Origin of the sequence: Brevibacillus fortis, from assembly GCF_046196545.1 — a bacterium.
Classification (GTDB): Bacteria; Bacillota; Bacilli; order Brevibacillales; family Brevibacillaceae; genus Brevibacillus; species Brevibacillus fortis_A.
In genome coordinates this window covers 2,336,155-2,357,997 of record NZ_CP176370.1, presented here as the reverse complement: position 1 = coordinate 2,357,997, position 21,843 = coordinate 2,336,155, and the positions used below count along the sequence as shown (strand labels likewise).

The following is a 21,843-nucleotide window of genomic DNA, read 5'->3' as shown; positions in this document are numbered from 1 at the left end:
CGAGCTAGAGATCGCCTTTTCTATTTTTTTATCGTTTGGCTACTACGATAACATAAACATGACCTTGATCATTTGTCCACAAATCCACTTTGTCCTTGGAGGAAAGCTCGCTTTCTTTCAAGTCATTACCGTTGTAGTATTTGATCTTCGCGTCTTCCGTCATCTTCAGGCTCGTCGATACGTTATCGAAGAATACGTATTTGTCTTTGTTCACACGGGATTCAATTCCGACGAAGCTCACGTTTTCCTTCGCCAGCTTTCCACTGACGGAAGCGTCTATGACATCGCCGTCACGATCAAGGGTCAATGTCACGTACTCAAATTGATCGACGTCTTCAATCGCATCCTCATCCGTTACATCGTACGTCTTGCCGTTAACCTCTACTTTCGCGGAAGTCACCTTGCCGTCATCGTTACGAACCTCAACAGAGTCAACCACGCCGCTTACTTTCTTAGGCGCACCTGTAACGGCCTTTACTTTGCCAGCGTTGTTGAGTGTCAGCGTGTATTCTTTGTCGTTGGATGCTGCATCGCTGTCAATGGTGACGCCGGACAAGAGCTCATACACTTTACCGTTTACAGTAATTTTGGAACCGGACTTTTTCGTCACGTATCCTTTTACGGTTTGCTTTTCCAAAGTCAGCTCCACAATGTCATTCGTGCCGACGTTGTATTTCCATGTAAGGATACGGTGGTCATTAAATTGATCGGTTTTAATCGTCGTTGGTGATACGGAGTCGCCATCGACAGTCAGCTTCGCGTTGGTCAAGATATCGTAGGTTTTCCCATCGATTTTCACAGTTGCCAGCTTTCCTGCTGCATACGCGGTTGTGTCAGAGACCAGCTTGTTCGTAGCTGCCCCTACACCTTGCTCTACTTTCACCAGATTTCCATTCTTGTCAAATGTAAGAACTGCAATTTGGCCGCTCGTCAACTCATCCAGTTCATCTACTTCGTCTTCGTCTACGAACAACTCGGTATCTTCATGCACCTCGTAATTGAAGCTGCCAACGCGAATCAGGTTTTTGTCTGTATCAACGGTAATTGTATCTGTGAAGCTCAGCTTCGTGTAAACTAGCTCAGATACTTTGCCGTCCACGTTGAGTGTCAGCTCGACTAAGTCATCTTTTTCGATGTCAGAGAACGAAGCACTTGTTGCTTTCGCCTCTGGATGCGCCTTGCCTTTGATCGTTGCTTTGGAATCTAGAGCATAGGTCGTGCCGTCTACTTTCAGCTCTTTCTTCGAGTTGGAACCGCTCACGGAAGATACTTTTTCCACAATTCCTTTTGTCGAGTTGTCACTAATCGTGATGGACTTGATCTTGCCATTGTCGCCAACGACTGCCACGAACTTTTGGCCGATGTGAGAACGGCTTACATTTACGCCATCTTCTACTTCCAAAACGACTTCTCTTCCATTGACGATTGCCTTGAATTTCTTCTCATCGCCTACAGCCGTTGTAAAATTAAGGCCAGTCTTCACGATTCCTTCGACGATTTCGGAGTCAGAAGTAGCAACGGTGAGGAAAGCCACTCGGCCGTTTTTCGTGATGTATTCGACTTGGGCGCCTACGACCAGATTGCCGTATACTTGCGCGGAATCAGCAATTTCGATTTCTTTGTTTTGTCCGACTAGTTTCAGCTTTTTACCAGACTTGTCATACGAAGCAACTGCACCCTTCACTACTGGCAGCTTCTGAATGGTTCCTTTTGCATTGCCATCTTTGTCGTAGTATGCGCCGTTTGCGTATACAGGCGTTTCCATAAAGCGATCGGTATACTTCGCAACGGTATCACGCGGAGCTGCTGCTGTCGGTGTTTCTTTTGCATCGTAAATACCTGCTCTGTCCGCTTCCAGCAAGTACGGGATGTACCACTCGCTTGATGCTGATGGACTAACGTCGATCTTCAAGCCTTGAACGTAAACAGTCAACGCTTCCGCAATTTTTACGTTGTGATTCGGTTTGAAGGTGCCATCCGGATAGCCCTTGATAATGCCTTGCGATACGGCGAGATTGATATAGCCTGTCGCCCAGTGATCTGCAGGCAGGTCTTTAAAGACTGTTTTTCCTTGCAAAAGCTTTGCTTGGGCATCTGTGTACCCGAGTGCCAGTACCGCAACTTTGGCGAACTCTGCTCTCGTCACTTCTTTATTCGGCTTAAACGTGCCATCGGTATAACCTTTTAACACACCGGCATAATTCAATTTCAGAATCGCGTCTTTATTTACGTTTCCTCCGATGTCGGAGAATGGCAGTGCCGTAGCAGCCCATCCGGTACCCGGCAACGCAAGCGAACCTGCCAGAATTGCTGTCGCTAATAATTTTTTAAAATCTTTGCTTGCTCGATTCTTTGCTTTTTGCAAAATAAACCCCTCCATCGATGTAACCGTTTTATCAGTTCATTCTCTCCAGCAGACACTCCCATTTGAAGAAATGATGGAATAGTCCTCAGTAGAACTGTTTTCTTCGGCCGAATGCTCTTTTTAGACGACAACATTTCCAAAAAAGTTTCAAAGCTTGTTCACGGTAATTCATTCCACTGTCTTCAAACATTGATAGGTAGCGGGTTCACGATATTTCGCAGAACGTAAAAAAACCACCTGAGATCTCAGGTGGTTTTACGTTTCATTCCAGCAGGAAATGCTATAAGCCAGGTTCTGTCTCTCCCGTGCTTCAAGCGGGGCAATCCCTCGCACCAAGAGCGGTAGCCATCTATCTATGGCATCCGAAGATACCATCCGTCCTTTCCGTTTGATTCCTTCAGGACGGTTCCCCTACCTAATTTGGGTTTCTCGCTCGCAGGGTTTACCGCGTTCCATCTTTTCTGTCGCCAGAAAAGCTACGTTTCTGTGGCACTTTCAGCGTACTCGGGCCTCAGAGAGAGCCCTTTCCACGCCGTCAGCAAAGCTTGGCGCCTCACTGCCCTGGCTTGCACCAGGTACGAACACTCCAGGCATCTCAGCCTGGGCGAGCCTGGACTTTCCTCTACCGCCAATCGTCGAAACGATTGCGGCAGCGACTACCCACATTTCCTGCACATCAGAATCAGTAATATTTACTCTATCACATGCTTCATACATGGTCAACAAGCAGGATTTGGAAGGTCCATTTGTAGTACAATAGAAATGGCTACGAGGAGGTATGACGATGATAACCATTACTCCAACTGCGGCAGTACGTCTTGCACAAATGATCGCGGAAGAATCGGATGCGGAACAGCTCGGAATCCGACTCGTCCCGACTACGACAGGTTGTGGTAGCTATACATATAGCATCGCCATTACGGAAGCGGACAAACACGATATTGCCCAAAACATAAGTGGGATTCATTTCTTTTATCAAACGCATGAGATAGACAAGCTCTCCGGGACAGTCATCGACTGCGATCCTGCAACTGGCCGATTCTCCATTTTCCATCCGCGCCCGATGCAAACTGATTGCTCGCTTACTCATTGATTAGGAGGTTACTATGCTGCTCTTATCATTTGAAAACATCAAACCAAAGATTCACCCTACTGTTTTCCTGGCAAAAGGCTCCGTCGTTTCTGGTGATGTCGAAATCGGCGAGGATTCTTCTATTTGGTACAACACCGTGATCCGCGGGGACATCGCTCCAACCGTCATTGGAAAACGCGTCAGTGTGCAAGACAACAGCACCCTGCATCAAAGCCCGAACAACCCGTTGATCCTCGAAGACGAGGTGACCGTTGGACATAATGCTGTTTTACATAGCTGCGTGGTACGACGCGGCGCATTGATCGGAATGGGTGCGATTGTTTTGGATCGTGCGGAAATCGGGGAAGAAGCGATGGTTGCTGCGGGTGCCCTCGTTCCTCCAGGTATGAAGGTGCCGCCTCGCTCGCTTGTTGTCGGCAACCCAGCGAAAGTAAAACGCGAACTTAACGAGGCAGACTTGAAAGAATTCGTACGCATTCGACAATCGTATGTAGATAAAGGAAAGACGTATCGCCAACTGGAAGAAAGCCCGCTAGAACGCGAATAGGAAAAGGATCGAGTTAACAAATATCACCAAAATACTTTTCAGGATTCAATGCCACGACTAACCTGTGCATGGAACCAAAAAAGCGGCGTATCCATAGTGGAAACACCGCTTTTCCCTTACGAAGCATTCTGCAATCGATCCACTTCGCGAATGTGCTCAAAAAGCATATACGAGCGGATCGCTGTCTCTAAATGAAGCCGATCCGGTTCTTTGGTCGTGCTGTATTTTTGAAAGAAAGCCGACAGCTTGTAAAGAAATCCGAAATATTTACGCACGTAGCGATCCCCGAGCATGCCAACAAGCAGTCCTGCTACTCCGCATGCGACGCTCCATTCTAGGGGTAAAAAGAAAACGGACAAAATGAACCCCGTAAAAAACCACACGACCAGATTCGTCGAGCAACCGTCATTCACGATATTTGCCCGTTGAATCTCTTTCAGTGCTGCTAGCGACTTCTTCCCCCCATAGCTAAACACTTTATGCTCCGCACCGTGAAATTTTTTCATCATTTTCGGAAAAACGAAGTGAAAGCCTGCGATGTATACAGCGACCCACATCGGATCGATGATGGCCCAGTCAGGCTTCACGATCACTGCCAGTGCATAACCAGCAAGCAGGAGGTGAAACAATTGATAGTACCACGGGAAGGAGAAAAAAATTCGATACCAGAGCTTCCCAATCGTTTTTAATGTGATTTTTTCCGCCCACATATGAATCACGCCGTCTTTTACTTCCGCGCAAGCCAGCACATTTCGATCATGAAAAAGCACACCGCGTCCAAAAGACATCCCCATAATCATCTCGTTAGCTATTCTCCTTCCGCCCTAATGTCGTTATAATAGGTTGAGTTGTACGCAGAATGAAGGAGGTTTCCACAATTGATCCGCATGGTTCCAACTACACCATTAACGCCTTTACACGATCCATGGGAGCCGTTGTTCAATGCGACACCCCCCGCCTATAAACTTACCAGTGTCGAGTTTACTGTAACGAATCTGTGCAATCTCCGCTGTGAGCATTGCGCGGTTGGTGATACATTGCGATACAAAGACGATCCCGCTCTCCCTGTCGATCTCATACTCCGTCGTCTCGATGAAGCAAAAGATCTGCTTACTATCAGTATAACAGGCGGAGAACCGATGTACAGCGAGCGCACCGTGAAAACTGTGATCGGGCCTATTCTACAATATGCAGCAGATCGTGGGCTGCGGACGCAAATCAACTCCAACATGTCCATGCCGTTTTCTCGGTATGAGTTGATCCTGCCTTACATCGACGTCATGCATATTTCTTGGAACTGGTCTACTCCCGAAGAATTCCATGATATTGTTTACGCAAAAGCACGGCAGCCGGTTTCAATTAAAAGAGCGGAAGCACAGTTTCAAGAGATGATGGAAAATGCTCGCAAACTCTCGGAAGCAGGTGTATTTGTCTCAGCCGAAACGATGCTGAATCATCGCACATGGACAAAACTCGATACTCTTCACCGTCAGATTCAGGAGATGGGCAGCAAGCGACATGAGGTACACCCGATGTATGCAAGTGATTTTGCACGTGATCTGGATGTCCTTTCACTCGATGAGCTCCGTCAAGCCATTCATCGGATGCTCGATGTACGCAATGAAGATTTGTGGATGCTTTTTGGGACGCTTCCGTTTTTCGCTTGTAGTCCTGAAGCAGCGGACAGGGAATTGATCAGCAGACTGCGCTCTGCGAAAAATGTGACGACTCGCAATGATCCAGATGGTCGCAATCGTCTTAACATCAACATTTTCACCGGCGATGTCATCGTAACCGATTTCGGGGATGTAGAGCCATTGGGCAATATTCAAACCAATCAGCTCCAGTCGATGTTTGAAAAATGGCAAGAACACACACTGAATAAGAAGATCAATTGCTTCTGCCCTGCTGCTGGATGTGCAGGACCTAACCTGCTCGTTGCTAATACTTACTATCAGGAGACTGATTTCACTCTGCGCAAAGCACTCGTCTAATTGGGTACACTAGGGCGTGAGGTGATCTACCATGAGCAGACGCAAACGCCCTCTCGTCCCCGAGGCGAGAAAAGGACTGGACGCCCTAAAAGCGCAGGTTGCACACGTTGCTGATCCCGCGCAGGCCAAATTCGAGGTCGCAGAAGAAATTCATGTTCCATTGCAGCCCGGCTATAATGGACAGTTAACCTCTCACGATGCTGGTCGAATCGGAGGACGCTTGGGCGGCAGTATGGTCAAAGAAATGGTTCGGATGGCAATGGAAGGCATGAATAAAAAACCGTGATCCTATTGTTTGGGAACCCCGCTATTTGATGTATGCGAATGGCGGGGTTCTTTGTCGAGCAATCGAGTATTGCCGAGTAGGATACTTGCTATCAAACTGACTCCAATCAGAATCAATCCAGTGACAAAGACACCGTGCAAAGCTTCACTAAACACCATTCCTGCCTGCGTGCGCCATTCAACAATGGTCCCAAACACACTAATACCAATCGTCCCCCCAATGGAACGAAATAATTGCGATGTCGACATGGCCACGCCCCGATCTTGCGGTTTAACAGCGCTGTGTGCTGCTGTACCGAGTGCCGGATAGATTGCCCCCATGCCTAGACCCGTGACAAACATGTAGCTGACGAGCTGTGTGTTGGTTGTCTCTCCATCCATCGTACTCAGAAGGAAAAAGCCTGTCGCCATGATGAGTAAGCTGGGAATCAGAATCGCCCGAAAGGAGGCTTTTTCCATCCATCTTCCCCCAACCGTCGAAGAAATCGCTGCCGACAGCATGAGTGGCACTAAAAGGAATCCAGCCTCCGACGGACTCGCACCGCGTACCCCTTGGACGAACAGAGGGGTATATGCGATTGCACCGAACAAAGCGGCACTCACGAAGAATCCTACAAGATTGCCATATCCGATGGCCGGAATGCGAAATAAGGAAAGCGGAAGCAGGGGTTCCTTTGCTTTGGTTTCAATCCAGATGAACAAGCCGAGTAGGAAGATACCCGCTCCCCCTAACCCAAACTTGTATTCCCTCCCCTCCATAACAAGGGACAGCAGGATGAGAATGATGGCTGCACTCAAGCTAGTCGCCCCATACCAATCAATCACAGGCTTCTTATCGTAGTGCCGCTGATCACGAAAGGCTAGAGCAATGATCAAAAAGGCAGCGATACCGATAGGAAGGTTGATAAAGAAGATCCATCCCCATGGCAGATACTCCACGAGAATTCCTCCCAACGAGGGACCGAGTATACTCGTCATGGCAAAGACAGCTCCGAAAAGGCCTTGAAATTTGCCTCTCCTTTCGGGTGGATACAATTCACCCACAATGATAAATGCAACCGGCATTAATGCCCCAGCGCCCAAACCTTGGACTCCTCTCGCGGCAATAAGACCCGCCATGGAATTAGCCATGCCGCAAAGGAGAGAGCCCACAAGAAACAGAAACAAACCGATCAAATACATTTTCCTCGGTCCAAACAAGTCCGCCATTTTCCCATAAATGGGCATGCTCGTGGTCGATGTGAGCATATAAATGGCGAACACCCAGCTATAAAGAGATAAACCTCCCAGCTCTTTGGTAATTGTCGGCATGGCTGTTGATACAATCGTCTGATCCAACGATGACAAGACTAGCCCCATCAGCACTCCACCCGTAACAAATCCTACGCGACGCTTTTCCATTTCCATCACTCCCTTTTTTGAAGTCAGTTGATAACAGCTCCAAAAATATAAGGGAATTTTTAAAAAAAGAGTAGACTTTTTCTTTCTGATGAGTTATTCTGATGATAGAGTCTGCCCCTAAGAACTACGAATGAATCATAAATAAAAACCGCCTCCATTATGGACGCGGTTTTTTTGTTTTGCCATTCATCTCAGCTTGTCGAGCTTTTTGGCACTTGCCTTACGAGGTCCAAGCATCGCCTTTCCTATGTCGCCCACTTTGTTTACAGAGTCAAAAACTTGGTCGATTACATCCACAAGTTCCCGAATCTGCACCACTTTTCCATAGACGCCCATGAAATGGTGTCGAATGTTTTTTCCATTTAACCCTAGCATGGCCGCACCTCCTCTTAATCCTCTCGTATCACTTTATGCAGGATCGGGCGAAGAGGAAATTGCGAAGTGTGGAAAATTATTCGGCTCTCTATCCAGCAGCTTAGCGTGGACGAGGTGTGCCGGTCGGACGTGGGCGCGGAGGTGGTGTTGGCGTAATGGCCCGCTCCAGACGAGTGACACGGTTCTCTAATCGATCAACACGGTTATCCAGTCTGCGGAAGTCTTCCCGAAGCGCATCCACTCGCCTTTCCAGACGATCCAAGCGACGTTCGACATCCCCACCTGGAGCTGGTGTCGGGGTAATCGGAATGTACAAATTTTGACCAACGTAAATGTAGTAGGGATATGCGATATTATTCACGCGGATCAATTCCTGAACGGATACACCAAAACGAGCGGCAATGCTGTTCAGCGTATCTCCGGCACGGACTACATAGTTCACGAATCTCACTCCTTTTATCTGTGATCATTCGTTATTAACCTATGCCCGCCTTGGTACCCGCGCGATAAACCAATACCCATTTTGGCAAAGAATAGTCAAACACCCAGTACAAACGCCGTTACAAACCTGAAAGAACAAGGCTTAGTCCCATCAACAATTGGAATAGACAGTTACACCCTCAAGAAACACTTCTTCTACCTGCTTCAAAACCTCTATCTCTTGTAATGGATCCCCTTTTACCACAAGCAAATCTGCAAAGTAACCTGGCGCTAACGTACCGATCTTACTTCCTTGGTCCAACACCTCAGCAGCGTTCTGGGTAGCCGCCTGAATCGCCCGAATTGGCTCCATCCCCAACTCCACCATCAGCTTGATCTCTTCTGCCACAGGTGTAATCGGATAGCCTTCCAATACGATATCCGTACCCGTAGCGATCTTTACGCCTGTATTTATCAATCGTGCGAAGTTCTCGCGGTACGCCTTTTCCGACTCGACGAAAAAGGCCCCCTGCTCGATAATCCCTTCGCTCAATATGCCTTGATTCGTCTGTTGCTGCTCATTCCAAATATGTTTGTAATAATCAGCAATCTGAAAAAAGGTGATCATGGTCGGTACCCATACCAGTCCTTTTTCTTTCATCTGCTCTGCCTGTTCGACGGTCATAAACGTCGCATGCTCGATCGTATCAAATCCCGCATCAATCGCCATTTGGATCGCAGGTTGGAGCGAGGCATGCACACAGCATTTCCGTCCCAAGCGATGAGATTCATCAACCGCCGCATCCAGCTCCTCTTGTGTGAACTCCGGCGTTGGTGTACGATGGCTCGTCATGAGCTTGATCCAGTCTGCTCCTGCTCTCACTTGTTCACGCACGGCTGTCCGTACTTCCCACGGACCATTTGCTTCTCGCAAGGCACCCTCTAATTGCCAGCCGTGCCCCCCGGTCATAATAATCCCTTGATTTACCTGAAAAAGACGAGGGGAAACAATGAACTTGTTCTTAGCTGCCAGCTTCAACGTACTGCACAATCCATCCGGTGCTGCTACATCGCGGATCGTCGTGACCCCCAAGGAAAGTGCCTCTTTCAAGTTCGCTGTTGCAAGTAAAGCCACGAGTCCATCGTTGTTGCGGTACTCAGCCGAGTCTGGTTTGCTCCACCAATACCCGATATGAACATGTAAATCGATCAAGCCTGGCAAAATGGAGCATCCGCTGTACCGCTTTACCTCTCCTTCCGAAATGGAATCCGTAAGCTCCGATTCTGTCCCTACTGCTACAATTTTTCCTCGCTCATCAATCCCAACAGCGCCTTGTTCGATTACATGCTCTCCATCTCCGATAATAACGCGATCAGCAATCAACCATTTCATTTCTGTCCCCCCTGTCAAAAATGAAAATCATCTGTCCTCAATCTTGGTTAGTCCCTCGAAAGTTCATCATCTATCCAACTATTTCCTTCTACTCTCCCGCTTAGTTTGAAAAAAAGCCTCCGGCAGCACGTGAAGTGCGCCAGAGGCTTTCGTGTTACATTCCTTATTTAAATACAGGTGCTGCAAACTGAGCCAATTTCTCTGCGGAAGACTTTTCCACATCCGCGTGCAAGCTATTGCCATGAGAATCCATGGTGACGATTGCTGCGAAGCCTTTTACGCGCAGGTGCCACATCGCTTCTGGAATACCGAATTCCATGAAGTCGACACCTTCTACTTTTTCCAAGCATTCTGCATAATACTGGGCCGCTCCACCAATCGCATTCAAGTACACAGCGCCATGCTCGTTCAAAGCTTTCAGGGTTTTCGCACCCATTCCGCCTTTTCCGATAACGGCACGGATTCCGAATTTCTTGATGATTTCGCCTTGGTACGGCTCCTCGCGAATGGAGGTAGTCGGGCCAGCCGCTTTTACATGCCACTCGCCTGCTTCGTCCTTCAGCATAACTGGACCGCAATGGTAAATGACCCCTCCATTGAGGTCCACTGGACAGTCATGATCCATCAGGTAGCTGTGCAGGGCGTCGCGTCCTGTGTGCATTTCGCCATTGATAATGACCACATCGCCCACTCGCAGGTTGCGGATTTGTTCTTCAGAGATTGGCGCTTCCAGAACAACCTCTCGGCGCTTTTCGCCCGCATCGTCCGTAGCTGCTACCGGGGACAAGTCCATCGCCACTTCTTCGTCTTTATAAAGGTAACGGAGGATTTCGCCAGTCTCCGGATTCAGGCGAACACCTTGACGGCGGAATGCCCAGCAGTTGTACGCAACGGATACGAAAAAGCTTGCTGGCAGGCGGTTTTCCACGCCGATTTTACAGCCGAGCAGAGTCGAGTTACCACCGAAGCCCATGGTTCCGATTCCGAGCTGGTTCGCTGTTTCCATGATGTAGTCTTCCAATGCAGCCAAATCAGCAATTGGATTGACATCATCTACTTTGCGGAACAATTGATGCTTCGCCAGTGAATAACCAGAGGTGCGATCGCCACCGATTCCTACGCCGATGAAGCCGGCACTACAGCCTTGTCCTTGCGCTTGGTATACGGCGTGCAAAATGCACTTGCGAATACCATCCAGGTTGCGGCCCACTTTGCCCAGGCCTTCAAGCTCACAGGGCAGGGAGTATTGGATGTTCTTGTTCTCACAGCCGCCGCCTTTAAGAATCAGCTTGATTTCGATTTCATCCTCTTCCCATTGCTCGAAGTGAATGACAGGAGTACCTGGTCCGAGGTTGTCCCCTGTATTTTCACCCGTCAAGGAATCTACGGAGTTAGAACGCAGCTTGCCTGTTTTGGTTGCTTCTGCAATCATTTCTTTGATTGCTTGTTTAATGATCAACTGGTTGACACCAACCGGAGTTTTCACTTCGAAAGTTGGCATCCCCGTATCTTGGCAGATCGGAGAAACATTTTCTTCTGCCATGACGACGTTTTGCGCAATCGTAGACAAAGACAGCGCTGCACGAGTGCCAAGATCCTCTTTCACTTTAGCTGCATTGACGGCACGACGCACGTCTGGTGGTAGATTCGTAGAAGTATCCGTGATGAGTTCCAGAATGCTTTGCTTCAAGTTTTCCATCTATGACGCCCCTTTTGACGTAGTGGTGTAAATGGTAGCATAAACCGCCTATTATTATAGCACACGCTCCCCCACCTGTCCGTAGATTGCTACCCAAAGAGTGTGTGAAACATTCCGTAAACGTGCGTCGTCTTATTACCGACAACAAATTTTGGCAAGAAGCAGATATGAGGGGGATTAAAATGAAAAGAACATTTGCCGGGCTTCTCGCCTCCGTACTGGTGGTGACCGCTATACCCTTCCTGTTCTCGACGGGTACAGTCGCGGAGCCAGCGGTTCAAGCCGCATCTACAGAGGATTTGCCAGTAGTCGGTTCCTATGCGGAGCTAAAAAAGCTCATCCAATCATCAAGCCTGGACAGCTACCATTATGCCACCATGGAAATGGGTACCGCTATGCCAGCAGCTGCACCTAGCACAGCCAACAAAGTAGCAGACACCTCCGGCGGCGCTATTCGCGGTGATTTTTCCACAACGAACACACAAGTGCAGGGCGTCGATGAAGCAGATATCGTAAAATCAGACGGAACTTATCTTTATCAATCCACGCAAAATGAAGTGCGGATCATCAAAGCGTATCCATCCACCGAGATGAAGGTCGCAAGCCGTATCAGCTATGACAATGGAAAATTCGTACCGCAAGAAATGTTCGTAGACGATCGCAGACTCATCGTAATCGGGCAAGCGGATGAGACCATCTCATATCCTCCTGGTCCTGCTTCCAAAAGAGGCATCCCCCGTTTCCAAGGCATGCAGTCAGTGAAAACCATGATCTACGATATCACGGACAAAAAACAGCCTCGGCTCATTCGTCAACTGGAGCTGGAAGGCCAGTACATGTCGTCCCGCAAAATCGGCGCGAGCTTGTACGTGACAGCCAACCATTACCTGGATACGTATCGTATTATGCAAGAGAAAGCAGAATTGCCAGGCCCAACGTATAAAGACAGCGCCCATCATAACCAATACCAAACCATTCCCTACAGCGAGATTCGTTACTTCCCGGATCACTTTCGTCCCGAGTATTTGATTGTCGCTGGCGCGAATCTGGATGATTCCAAGCAAAAGATGTCTCTGAATACGTATCTTGGTGCTGGGGAGAACATCTATGCATCCACCAAAAACCTGTTTGTAGCAGTCACCCAGAACAATGCCCAACCAGTAGCCGTTAAACAAAAAGGAGCCACAACTCCTTTGATTGCACCTCCCATTGAGTCAGATACAACCATTTATCGTTTTGCCATGAACAAGGGAGACATTCAGTATACAGGAAAAGGGTCGGTGCCCGGACGCATTCTGAACCAGTTTTCCATGGATGAAAACGACGGCTATTTCCGGATCGCCACCACGAGCGGGAACATGTGGCGAGACGATGAGCATACATCAAAAAACAACTTGTACGTACTGGACAACAAGCTCGAGGTATTCGGCAAGCTGGAAGGCATCGCTCCAAGAGAACGCATTTACTCTGTCCGTTTTATGGGAGATCGTGCCTACATGGTCACCTTCAAAAAAGTCGACCCGCTGTTCGTTCTCGATCTGAAGAAGCCTTCTGCTCCAAGCGTACTAGGGGCCCTCAAAATTCCAGGTTACAGCGACTACTTGCACCCGTATGATGAAAACCATATCATCGGTTTTGGCAAAGAGGCAGAATCAGATAAAGACTGGGCGTATTACCAAGGGATGAAAATTGCCCTCTTTGACGTCAGTGATGTAACGAAACCGAAGGAAAAGTTCAAGACTGTTATCGGGGACAGAGGAACAGACTCCGAGCTGTTGCGCAATCACAAGGCTCTGCTGTTCTCCAAAGAAAAAAATCTGCTAGCCTTCCCTGTATCCGTCCACGAACGAACAGCTGAACAAAAAGCCAAAAACGATATGCGCGAGTACGGCCATTTTACTTTCCAAGGTGCCTATGTATATCAGCTCGATCTGCAAAAAGGTTTTCAACTGACAGATCAGATCACCCATCTGTCGAAGGAAGACGTCGCGAAAGCAGGCGAAGGCTGGTACGACAGCTCCAGTAACATTAAACGGATACTCACCATTGGCGACACGCTCTATACCGTTTCCGACGATTACGTCAAGACGCAGCAGCTCTCTACCCCCAAAAAAGAGAATATCTTGCCATTGACGAAATAGCGGTAATGCTCTGTCATGCGGACGGGTTCTGTGCTAAGATGGGGTAATAGATGCAGCGTAAATAGAGAGGGTGTCACTACGTGGAGTATTTGAGTTTTAATTTGACATCAACGCTGGCAGGGATTGCGGCTGTGCTGTTGGTTATGTTTATTCGCCTGCACTGGCCCTTCCGCTTTCAGTACATGGCCAATCTTTTCAAACGCCGTTTGAATATTCGATTGCGCTGGCTGGAGGCTTCCTATCGGAAGAACCGTTCCCGTGCTGTCGCTATGCTGGATAAATCAACACATGAGATCATGCTTGGCAATTATGAAATGGCCGAAAAATATATCGTTCAAGGAATCAACGTCTGCAAAGAACGACCAACGTTATTCAATCAAGCGATGATTCACTACTTGTTTTACAACCTGGCGATCGTATACTATTCATCCGAACGATACAACGAATCCTTGGAAGTGGCGTTTCGTATTTACCAGCGTGATCAAGGAATGACTGATTCCTTAGCTCTTATTGCCTGCTCGCACGCCCGCTTGGGTGAAGTAGAGAGTGCGATAGAAGCTTACCAGCTGATCGCAAGCAAACGATCGGCAAAAGACTGGAAGCTATTCTGCTTGGCAGAGATTGAAGCTGCCAAAGGAAATTACGAGCGAGCCCTTTCCCATCTCAAGCAATTGATGGACAAATCAGCCAGTCTTTTGCATCTGAATCACACCGTACTGGAAAAACGCTTGGAAGAGTGGAAAAAAGCCTCTACACAAGCCAGCTAATCGATTGACGGCCGCACATTGCTTTATGTGTGCGGTTTTTATTTTCCTGTCCCCGTAACGCTGCTCTATGCACAGTCGTATTACTATCAAGAAAGTGAGGTATTTTTAATGAAAAAATTCAATGTTTCTATACTTGCTGCCTCAGCACTTGTACTCGGTCTCGCTGTAGCCGGCTGTACACCTGGAAAAGATTCTGCTTTCTCTGCGGATAACCCTGTTGCCAAAATTGGCGATGTGACGATCACCCAAGAGCAAATGTACGACAAATTGAAAAAAGATGCCGGTAAGCGTGTCATGGCTGATGTCATCACCTTGGAGCTGTACAAGCAGGAAGGCGCGGCACAAGGAGTTACTGTAACCGATCAGGAACTCGATGCCCGTGTGAACCCAGTCAAAGAAAAAATGGGATCACCAGAGAGATTCCAACAATATTTGGATGAAAAGCAAATGACTGAGCAAGAACTCCGTGAAGGCGTGCGCGCAGTCATGCTACGGGACAAGCTGTTCGAGAAGGCTAACCCGATCACCGAAGAACAAATCAAGGAATACTATGAGAAAAACAAAGATAAGTTCGAGGGAACATTTGAAGAAGCTCGCCCGAAAGTGATCGAAAAAGTAAAATCCAGAAACAAACGAAATAATATGGATAAATGGATCGATGAATTGCATAAAAAGCATAACGTCCAAATCATGGATAAAGATTTGGAAAGAGAAAAAGAAGTGGAAGAACAAGAAATAACAACTTCCAGCAAGTAATGCAAAAAGACTTGTGCAAGCCGGCAGTACGCGGCACACAAGTCTTTTTTACGTTACGGACGGGCAATCGCAATCAATTCTTGCAAAAACCCCTTGATTTCGCCATGAAGAATGGGGCCATGACCAGTGGCTAAATACTCAATGGGCCAATCCTGCAAAATCTCCAAGCCCTCCGTAAACTCTACGGCTCGCTCTGGTTCACGTGCTACCCATTGCTTCAAGTGTTCTTGATAAGCTGTCCGACAGTTCACTTCTCCGCCAACGATTTGGCCGAGTTCTGTGTTTTCAAAGTACAAATGATCGCCAACAAAGCATATTTTCGTCTGGGGATCAAAGAAGGCAACAGAGCCTTCTGTATGAAAAGAAAGCTGTCGGAAACGCAGGAAAGGCAGATCTCCCCCACTACCTGTAAACGTATGGCCGAATAGCGTCTGTGAAAAATCGTCCAGTTCGTAATAATCGTCGAGGTGAATCCAATTGTTTCGAGAAGGGAACATATCGGCATTTCCAATATGATCAGCATGTCGATGAGTGAAGTAGACATATTCCGTTCGCTCTGGCTTGACCCCGATCTCTCCCAACGCCTGTTGAAAATAAGAGCGTTGCTTGCGCTGGTGAGAATCAATCAATACAAAGGCATTCCCTTGTTTGATCACATAGCTGTTCACGTAGCTATTCCACGCTTCCTCATAGGTGATGATCGCCCAGGTGGAGTCTGTGATTGGTGCAATCACATTGTTCATGCCTCCATCTCTCCTCTCCTCCCAGATACAATTTCTTATTGCTATTATACACAATCATGCACAACCGTGCTGACTCGTGCCCAAACTTATCCTACACGATCATACAGTCGCCTCTTCCCCTAAGCTTACCCAAGATCTTCCTTGCGAGCGTTGAATGTGAACAGGTACACCGAAAAAGCTTGTCAGACGCTCTGCCGTTAGGACCTCATCTGTTTTACCAGCCTGGTCTATTTCTCCCGCTTTTAGCAGCAAGGTATGCGTGAAACAAGGCAAAATTTCTTCAATGTGATGGGTGACATAAATGAGAGTGGGCCCGTTCGGCTGCTTGGCGATTTGTTCAATCATGGCCAACAGCTGTTCTCTTGAAAGCAAGTCCAGTCCGGTGCAAGGCTCGTCTAGGATGAGTAATCGAGGGGAAGCCATCAATGCACGAGCAATCAGTATTTTTTGTCTCTCCCCTTGCGATAAAGCGGCAAAACGTCTGTTTTTCAATGCACGGCATCCAAATGTATCGAGTAAATCCGACGCTTTCTCTACGTCCGCCTCCTCTGGAACGGAATACAAGCCGATGGTTGCCTCTCGTCCACTCAATACGACACGGAGTGCGGTTTCATGCTCGTGAAGCTGTGCCATCAGCGCTGTGCTTACCCAGCCGATTGATTTACGTACCTCACGCAAGTCGACTGTTCCGTAAAGATTGCCTAATACACTGACCTCCCCCTTTGTCGGCCACACATAGCCACAAATAATATTCAACAGACTGGTTTTACCAGAGCCGTTTAAACCGACTAAACACCAATGCTCCTTGTCTTGCACTTGCCAGGCAATGTCTCGCAGAATGGTTGTTTCATCTCTTTGCCAGGTAACCTTTCTCACATCAATGATCATGCTCTCTCCACTCCTGACTCTCACAGTTGTATGTGAAAAGAACCTCCATGGCATATGGAAGCACACGGAGGCCCTAACACAAAAACAGTTTCGTTAAAATATGCCTTGAATCTTAAATACAATCTCTGCAAACAACGTAGCGAATAGGAACGTGCCGGTAAAGACGACGAGAGACACGACTACGATACGCCAGCTAAGCTGTTTGAATAGATGAACGTCTTTTCCGAGTGACAGACCTGCATACGCGAGAATCGGCGTGGCCAATGCGAGCAGATTGATCTTGGCAATCGCAGCAGCTGTATATTCGTTCCCTGGAAAAAACGGGGATGTCGCAAGCATCGCAAACAAAGAAATCCATACAATGACGGGAGATTTGAACGGAAGAATGCGAGTGAAGCCCATTCCGATCAACGTAATGACCGCCAAGAGCAAAATACCTGGCAAAGATTCCATGATTGGTACTTTATAACCGATCCAGTTACCGATGAGAGCAATGAAGCCAATGATAAAAATCGTCAAGATTTGATTCATGCGCTTTTTCTCCCTCCTTCTGCTGCAGAAGAAGCGCCTTTGCGTCCAATGATAGGCTCAAGCCATGCATACAGCTTTTGTGTGACCGGCAAGGAGAAGAAGATACATACGTACGTTCCGACGATACTCATCATCAAGTTTGCCGCTCCGGAATAAAAGGCAATGTCTTTTTGGGCTTCCGGGAAAATAACAGCCAATGAGCCTGTTGCTGCTGCCATCATACTACCGGAACCAACTGCAGCTCCCATCGCCAGAGAAATCGGGTGAAACAACCCGCTGCTTCCTAAAATACTTGCAAGAATCGACATATAAATGGCACCAAACAAGGTTCCGCAAATATATACACCCAGCGCGCCGCGAGCTTCAGCAGAGTTTGCTCCAAACTTATCTACAATGATCGCCAAGTTTGGCTCACGATCGAGAGAATAAGTAGCCCCAATTGCTTCTCGCTTCAGACCTAGCCATAATGCGATTGGCAGGCCAAGTGCAATTGTCCCTACAATGTGTCCCATCTCTTGAACAATCAAGGATACACCTGAGCCGAGCAGCTTAGGCAGCTCAGGACCGATATTCGCTCCCAGCTTCGCAATAAAGATCAAAAACGAAACACCCAAAATATTGGCTGCGACGTTCATTTCTTTTTCGCTCAAAAATTTAAACTTAGGCCAGCTGATTGCCCCGCCTAAAACGAGTGCGTAGAGCATCGGAAACAGAGCGATAACCCCGATGCCAATACTGATTTTTTTTGTCCCGATAAATTCTGTCAATGCGACGAGAATAAGTACGAGAAAATGCAGCTTGTACTCATTGACGCGTGCCTCTGCCATACAACATCCCCCTCATTCTATCTCGCTCTACTCCATGACAACTTTTTGAGCTGCCCGAATAAACAATTCCACACCGCGTACCATTGCATCCTCATCAAAATCAAAGCGTGGATGATGGTGCGGATACGTAAAGCCTTTATCTGGATTGCCAGCACCCAATTGAATAAAACAGCCTGGAGCTTTTTTCAAATACTCAGAGAAATCTTCACCCGGCATCAAAGGATCAATGTAAATAATCTCTTTTTCTCCCCAACGCTCCCGGATCGTATCCTCCATCAGCTTCGTCACCTGCTTGTCGTTGACAACCGATGTGTAGCCATGTGAGAACGTCAATTCATAACTTGCGCCATGCGCTTCCGTAATTCCTTTGACAATTCGTTCAATCCACATCGGAATGTTTTGGCGAATCTCCGCATCGAAGCAGCGTGTGGAGCCCGTCAGTGTCATCGAATCCGGAATGATGTTATAAGCTGTCCCTGCATTCAGCATCGTCACCGAAATAACGACCTTGTCCAACGCACTCACATTACGGGATACAATTTGTTGTAGGCCAGTAATAACCTGTGCCCCAATGACGATCGGGTCAACAGATGCTTCCGGTTGCGAAGAGTGCCCGCCTTTTCCTTGAATCTTGATATCGAAGCGATCTGTCGATGAAGTAAGTGCCCCGTATAGTACACCGAATTTCCCGACAGGCATGTACGATGCCAAATGAATGCCGATAATCGAATCCAGTCCGTCTGCTGCACCAGCTCTTACGATTTCAACAGCGCCACCCGGCGGCAGCTCCTCGGCATGCTGGAAGAAGAAACGAACCTCGCCTTTGATTTGATCCTTGTACTGGGACAAAATTTTTGCGGCTCCCAACAGCATCGCTGTATGACCGTCATGTCCGCACGCGTGCATCACGCCAGCTTTTCCTGATGCATATGGCACATCATTTTCTTCATGGATAGGGAGAGCATCCATGTCAGCGCGAATACCAAGAACTTTTCCTGGCTGCGATCCGATCAATCGAGCGACCACACTCGTTTTGGTTGGCCGCGAAAGCTCTAAATTCCCGAAAGATTCCAACGTTTCGTAAATAAATTGAGACGTCTTCTCCTCTTCAAACGACAATTCTGGATGCTGATGGAGATATCGTCGCCATGAGACTACCTGCTCAGCTACTTCATCCGCCCATTTCTTTGTATCCAAACTCACACAATCACTCCCTTTTTTTCTTTCTTCCTCAAAATTTTCCGAATCAGTTAAGTTTAACTAAAAAAAATATCGTTTTGTGAATTCTATCACGGAACGATGAAAATAACAAACGTCCATTCCACAGGGACAAAGCTGTCGAATCAATAGCTGTAGCTGTCTATTTATTTGTTATTTTAGAATTTTCTCTCGATAATGTCCATGTAAAATATACTATTTGGAACAATAAAAACATTAACTCTGCTATAGTCGGAGCTTTTCTAGAGAAAAGCCCTGGTCCTATTCTACATTTACTGCAAAAACGACAAAGCGATTCGAAAATTGCCCCAGCCACATTTCTCCATTCCCTACCATCACACCTTGATCATTGACAAACGTATCCGTTACCTTTTGCTGTAAAAACGCTTCCTTTAACTTCTCCGTCATGATTCGATCATACTCTTCCAAAAATTGCTGTTCATCTCGGATAAAATGACTTTTTCCGTCTTTGTTCACACGCAGTGGATACCTGATATGTTTGGCTACTTCTGTCTTGTCATTTTTTTTGACCGCTTCTTGAAGTTTTCCAAAAAAGGCTTCGAATGCGCCTGCATTTGTAATACCCGCGACTTCATACCGATTCGAGGAATTACCTTCACGCACATATCCGTCATACGCGCTTACCTGTGGAACCAAACTCGTCGTTGCTTGAGCCATCAGCGCGATTCCCATCACAAACAATACCCATCTCATCTTTTTCATCGCGTTCCTCCCAAATAATTTCTATTTCCTTCCTACTGATAGCTTTTCGTCCTCTGCCATTCGTTATGCAAAACCGCTTTCAACGAAAAAAATCCCTTATGCCAATACTGACATAAGGGAGGCTCTGCCAACTTCTTTTCCATTAGGAGTCCCGAAATTTTGCTTCCTGACGTTTAATGTCTTCCTCCGAATTGCCCAGCGCAGCTTGCGGGCCCTTGAAATGCTTCCGGTAATAAGCCAAATCCATGATCAGAAGCACCAAAAACATGGCTATCAAGGCATACCCAGCTGTCTGATTGGGTGGAATCACCATCATAATCGAAATGAAGATGATCCAAATCAAGCTCAACACATTAATGGGTTGACTCCAGTTCCCCAAATGCCAGGGACCGTAATGCTTCCGCTGAAATAGCCCTTGCGACTCCGCCCGGAGCTTGAGGTACAACGGGATCCCGTAGGCGACATATAACCCAACGACACTTACCGCCGTAAGAAATGCCAAGGTGGTATACGACGTATTCGGATTGATGCTTTTCACGATGTAATCGAACAAAGCAAGCGCAAAGGAAAGAATGATAACCAGCCAAATTGCTTTTGCTGGCGTTCTGTACTTGGTCGATATTTCCGCCCACTGATGACTCCACGGCATTCCTTTGTCACGTGAAAACGCATACAACATTCGAGAAAAGGAAGTAATGGACGCCAAGCCACAGAACCACATCGCAAAGGTAACCAGCCACAGCACCACCGAACCAAATGTGCCGCCTAATGCCTCGCTAATCACATAAATAAATGCATTTTCCGCTTCACTCGCAGCCGCTGCGTTTTTGATGGACAAGGTAACAAACGCAAGCATGATGAATCCAAAAATAAAGGAAAAGGCCACAGACGTATAAATCCCCCAAGCAGCACGAACCCGCGGGTTAATGGTTTCTTCAATTGTATGTGCTGATGCATCATAGCCAGTAAACGTCCACTGCGCTTGTAACAACCCAATTAAAAAAGCAATCGCGTACGGTTTGTCTGAAAAGGTTTGACCGACTTGAAAGAGGTAATCAATCGGTTGCAAATCATGACGGGAGAAAAAGACGAGGCTTCCGACGAGTATGACGACGACGCCAATATGGTACCAAGCGGAGAAGTCATTTAGCCGGGCAACGAGCCGAATTCCAATGTGGTTAAACGTACCGTGCAAAAGGAGTGTGATCCCGAACAGGATTAACGTGGTCGTTTCTGTTGAGGTATAACCAAACGCACTCGCGAGCAGCGGATCTGCAAACAAAGAGAACGAATAGTCAATACCTGCGACAATCCCGATTTGGCCGATGAGATTGATCCAAGCTGTGTACCAGCCCCACCGTTTGCTTCCTAAAATAGCTGCCCAGTGATACAGCGCTCCAGCTGTAGGGATCGCTGATGCAAGTTCGGACATGGATGCCGCAATCAGAATGACGAATAACGCTACCAAGGTCCATCCGAAGCCCATCATGCCAGAACCGCCATACAGTAATCCGTGCCCGTACAAGGATACTGCACCTGTCAAAATAGAGATAATCGAAAATGAGATCGCAAAGTTCGAAAAGCCACCCATATCTCTCAGTAATTCCTGCGCATAACCAAACTTGTTCAGGTCTCTCTTATCCTCGAGTAATTGCTGTTCTTTTTCCTGCCGCATTT

The 21,843-nt window shown here is 47.5% G+C and carries 21 protein-coding genes and 1 other RNA gene; 7 read left to right on the top strand and 15 right to left on the bottom strand.

Going from position 1 to position 21,843, the window contains the following annotated elements; all coding sequences use genetic code 11:
* Positions 1-28 precede the first annotated feature (28 nt).
* Both ACKKE8_RS12190 and rnpB read right to left on the bottom strand, forming a co-directional pair.
* The gene (locus ACKKE8_RS12190; protein WP_409178381.1) at positions 29-2,365 is read right to left on the bottom strand and encodes an S-layer homology domain-containing protein; all 2,337 of its coding nucleotides are present in this window, start codon (positions 2,363-2,365) and stop codon (positions 29-31) included.
* Between the two features lie 278 nt (positions 2,366-2,643).
* An RNA gene (gene rnpB / locus ACKKE8_RS12185) (RNase P RNA component class B) lies at positions 2,644-3,033 on the bottom strand.
* A 116-nt stretch (positions 3,034-3,149) separates the two neighbouring features.
* Between rnpB and ACKKE8_RS12180 the strand changes: the two genes are divergently transcribed.
* Positions 3,150-3,458, top strand: coding sequence for an iron-sulfur cluster biosynthesis family protein (locus ACKKE8_RS12180; protein ID WP_409178380.1), 309 nt, complete (start codon positions 3,150-3,152; stop codon positions 3,456-3,458).
* 13 nt (positions 3,459-3,471) lie between these two features.
* Positions 3,472-4,005: a gamma carbonic anhydrase family protein gene (locus tag ACKKE8_RS12175; protein ID WP_409178379.1), complete on the top strand. Its 534-nt coding sequence runs from the start codon at positions 3,472-3,474 to the stop codon at positions 4,003-4,005.
* A 116-nt stretch (positions 4,006-4,121) separates the two neighbouring features.
* Here ACKKE8_RS12175 and ACKKE8_RS12170 read toward each other — a convergent pair whose 3' ends face one another.
* Complete coding sequence (locus tag ACKKE8_RS12170; RefSeq protein ID WP_409178378.1) at positions 4,122-4,805, bottom strand: DUF1385 domain-containing protein; 684 nt, start codon at positions 4,803-4,805, stop codon at positions 4,122-4,124.
* A gap of 78 nt (positions 4,806-4,883) precedes the next feature.
* Here ACKKE8_RS12170 and yfkAB point away from each other — a divergent pair, with 78 nt between their 5' ends.
* On the top strand, positions 4,884-5,999 hold the full coding sequence (yfkAB, locus tag ACKKE8_RS12165; protein ID WP_409178377.1) for a radical SAM/CxCxxxxC motif protein YfkAB: 1,116 nt from the start codon (positions 4,884-4,886) through the stop codon (positions 5,997-5,999).
* Between the two features lie 31 nt (positions 6,000-6,030).
* Positions 6,031-6,285 carry an alpha/beta-type small acid-soluble spore protein gene (locus ACKKE8_RS12160; RefSeq protein ID WP_012685866.1) on the top strand — a complete coding sequence of 85 codons (255 nt, stop codon included), beginning with the start codon at positions 6,031-6,033 and terminating at the stop codon, positions 6,283-6,285.
* Between the two features lie 2 nt (positions 6,286-6,287).
* Here the strand turns inward: ACKKE8_RS12160 and ACKKE8_RS12155 are convergent, their stop codons facing one another.
* The 5 genes from ACKKE8_RS12155 to ACKKE8_RS12135 all read right to left on the bottom strand — a co-directional run bounded on the left by ACKKE8_RS12155 (position 6,288) and on the right by ACKKE8_RS12135 (position 11,572).
* Positions 6,288-7,691 carry an MDR family MFS transporter gene (locus ACKKE8_RS12155; RefSeq protein WP_409178376.1) on the bottom strand — a complete coding sequence of 468 codons (1,404 nt, stop codon included), beginning with the start codon at positions 7,689-7,691 and terminating at the stop codon, positions 6,288-6,290.
* A gap of 180 nt (positions 7,692-7,871) precedes the next feature.
* A complete protein-coding gene (locus tag ACKKE8_RS12150) occupies positions 7,872-8,060 on the bottom strand; it encodes a hypothetical protein (protein WP_047068706.1) in 189 nt (62 codons plus the stop codon).
* Positions 8,061-8,160: 100 nt separating this feature from the next.
* Positions 8,161-8,502: a LysM peptidoglycan-binding domain-containing protein gene (locus ACKKE8_RS12145; protein ID WP_409178375.1), complete on the bottom strand. Its 342-nt coding sequence runs from the start codon at positions 8,500-8,502 to the stop codon at positions 8,161-8,163.
* A 150-nt stretch (positions 8,503-8,652) separates the two neighbouring features.
* The gene (locus ACKKE8_RS12140; RefSeq protein ID WP_409178374.1) at positions 8,653-9,873 is read right to left on the bottom strand and encodes an amidohydrolase family protein; all 1,221 of its coding nucleotides are present in this window, start codon (positions 9,871-9,873) and stop codon (positions 8,653-8,655) included.
* 163 nt (positions 9,874-10,036) lie between these two features.
* Complete coding sequence (locus ACKKE8_RS12135) at positions 10,037-11,572, bottom strand: fumarate hydratase (RefSeq protein ID WP_409178373.1); 1,536 nt, start codon at positions 11,570-11,572, stop codon at positions 10,037-10,039.
* Between the two features lie 182 nt (positions 11,573-11,754).
* Here ACKKE8_RS12135 and ACKKE8_RS12130 point away from each other — a divergent pair, with 182 nt between their 5' ends.
* The 3 genes from ACKKE8_RS12130 to ACKKE8_RS12120 all read left to right on the top strand — a co-directional run bounded on the left by ACKKE8_RS12130 (position 11,755) and on the right by ACKKE8_RS12120 (position 15,236).
* Entirely contained in the window at positions 11,755-13,713 is a 1,959-nt protein-coding gene (locus tag ACKKE8_RS12130; RefSeq protein ID WP_409178372.1) for a beta-propeller domain-containing protein, read from the top strand.
* A gap of 80 nt (positions 13,714-13,793) precedes the next feature.
* Positions 13,794-14,480 (top strand): lipopolysaccharide assembly protein LapB, encoded by a 687-nt coding sequence (locus ACKKE8_RS12125; protein WP_048032371.1) that lies wholly within the window; start codon positions 13,794-13,796, stop codon positions 14,478-14,480.
* Positions 14,481-14,588: 108 nt separating this feature from the next.
* Positions 14,589-15,236: a SurA N-terminal domain-containing protein gene (locus ACKKE8_RS12120; RefSeq protein WP_409178371.1), complete on the top strand. Its 648-nt coding sequence runs from the start codon at positions 14,589-14,591 to the stop codon at positions 15,234-15,236.
* A 53-nt stretch (positions 15,237-15,289) separates the two neighbouring features.
* Here ACKKE8_RS12120 and ACKKE8_RS12115 read toward each other — a convergent pair whose 3' ends face one another.
* The 7 genes from ACKKE8_RS12115 to ACKKE8_RS12085 all read right to left on the bottom strand — a co-directional run bounded on the left by ACKKE8_RS12115 (position 15,290) and on the right by ACKKE8_RS12085 (position 21,841).
* Positions 15,290-15,979: an MBL fold metallo-hydrolase gene (locus ACKKE8_RS12115; protein WP_409178370.1), complete on the bottom strand. Its 690-nt coding sequence runs from the start codon at positions 15,977-15,979 to the stop codon at positions 15,290-15,292.
* Positions 15,980-16,078: 99 nt separating this feature from the next.
* The gene (locus ACKKE8_RS12110) at positions 16,079-16,867 is read right to left on the bottom strand and encodes an ABC transporter ATP-binding protein (protein ID WP_409178369.1); all 789 of its coding nucleotides are present in this window, start codon (positions 16,865-16,867) and stop codon (positions 16,079-16,081) included.
* 93 nt (positions 16,868-16,960) lie between these two features.
* On the bottom strand, positions 16,961-17,398 hold the full coding sequence (locus ACKKE8_RS12105; RefSeq protein ID WP_409178368.1) for a hypothetical protein: 438 nt from the start codon (positions 17,396-17,398) through the stop codon (positions 16,961-16,963).
* Positions 17,395-18,225, bottom strand: coding sequence for a DUF3100 domain-containing protein (locus ACKKE8_RS12100; protein WP_251251716.1), 831 nt, complete (start codon positions 18,223-18,225; stop codon positions 17,395-17,397). The genes ACKKE8_RS12105 and ACKKE8_RS12100 overlap by 4 nt, the downstream gene beginning before the upstream one ends.
* Positions 18,226-18,252: 27 nt before the next feature.
* Positions 18,253-19,428: an amidohydrolase gene (locus ACKKE8_RS12095; RefSeq protein ID WP_409178367.1), complete on the bottom strand. Its 1,176-nt coding sequence runs from the start codon at positions 19,426-19,428 to the stop codon at positions 18,253-18,255.
* Positions 19,429-19,704: 276 nt separating this feature from the next.
* Entirely contained in the window at positions 19,705-20,166 is a 462-nt protein-coding gene (locus tag ACKKE8_RS12090; RefSeq protein ID WP_409178366.1) for a hypothetical protein, read from the bottom strand.
* Between the two features lie 142 nt (positions 20,167-20,308).
* Positions 20,309-21,841 carry an amino acid permease gene (locus tag ACKKE8_RS12085; RefSeq protein WP_409178365.1) on the bottom strand — a complete coding sequence of 511 codons (1,533 nt, stop codon included), beginning with the start codon at positions 21,839-21,841 and terminating at the stop codon, positions 20,309-20,311.
* Between the last annotated feature and the right edge of the window lie 2 nt (positions 21,842-21,843).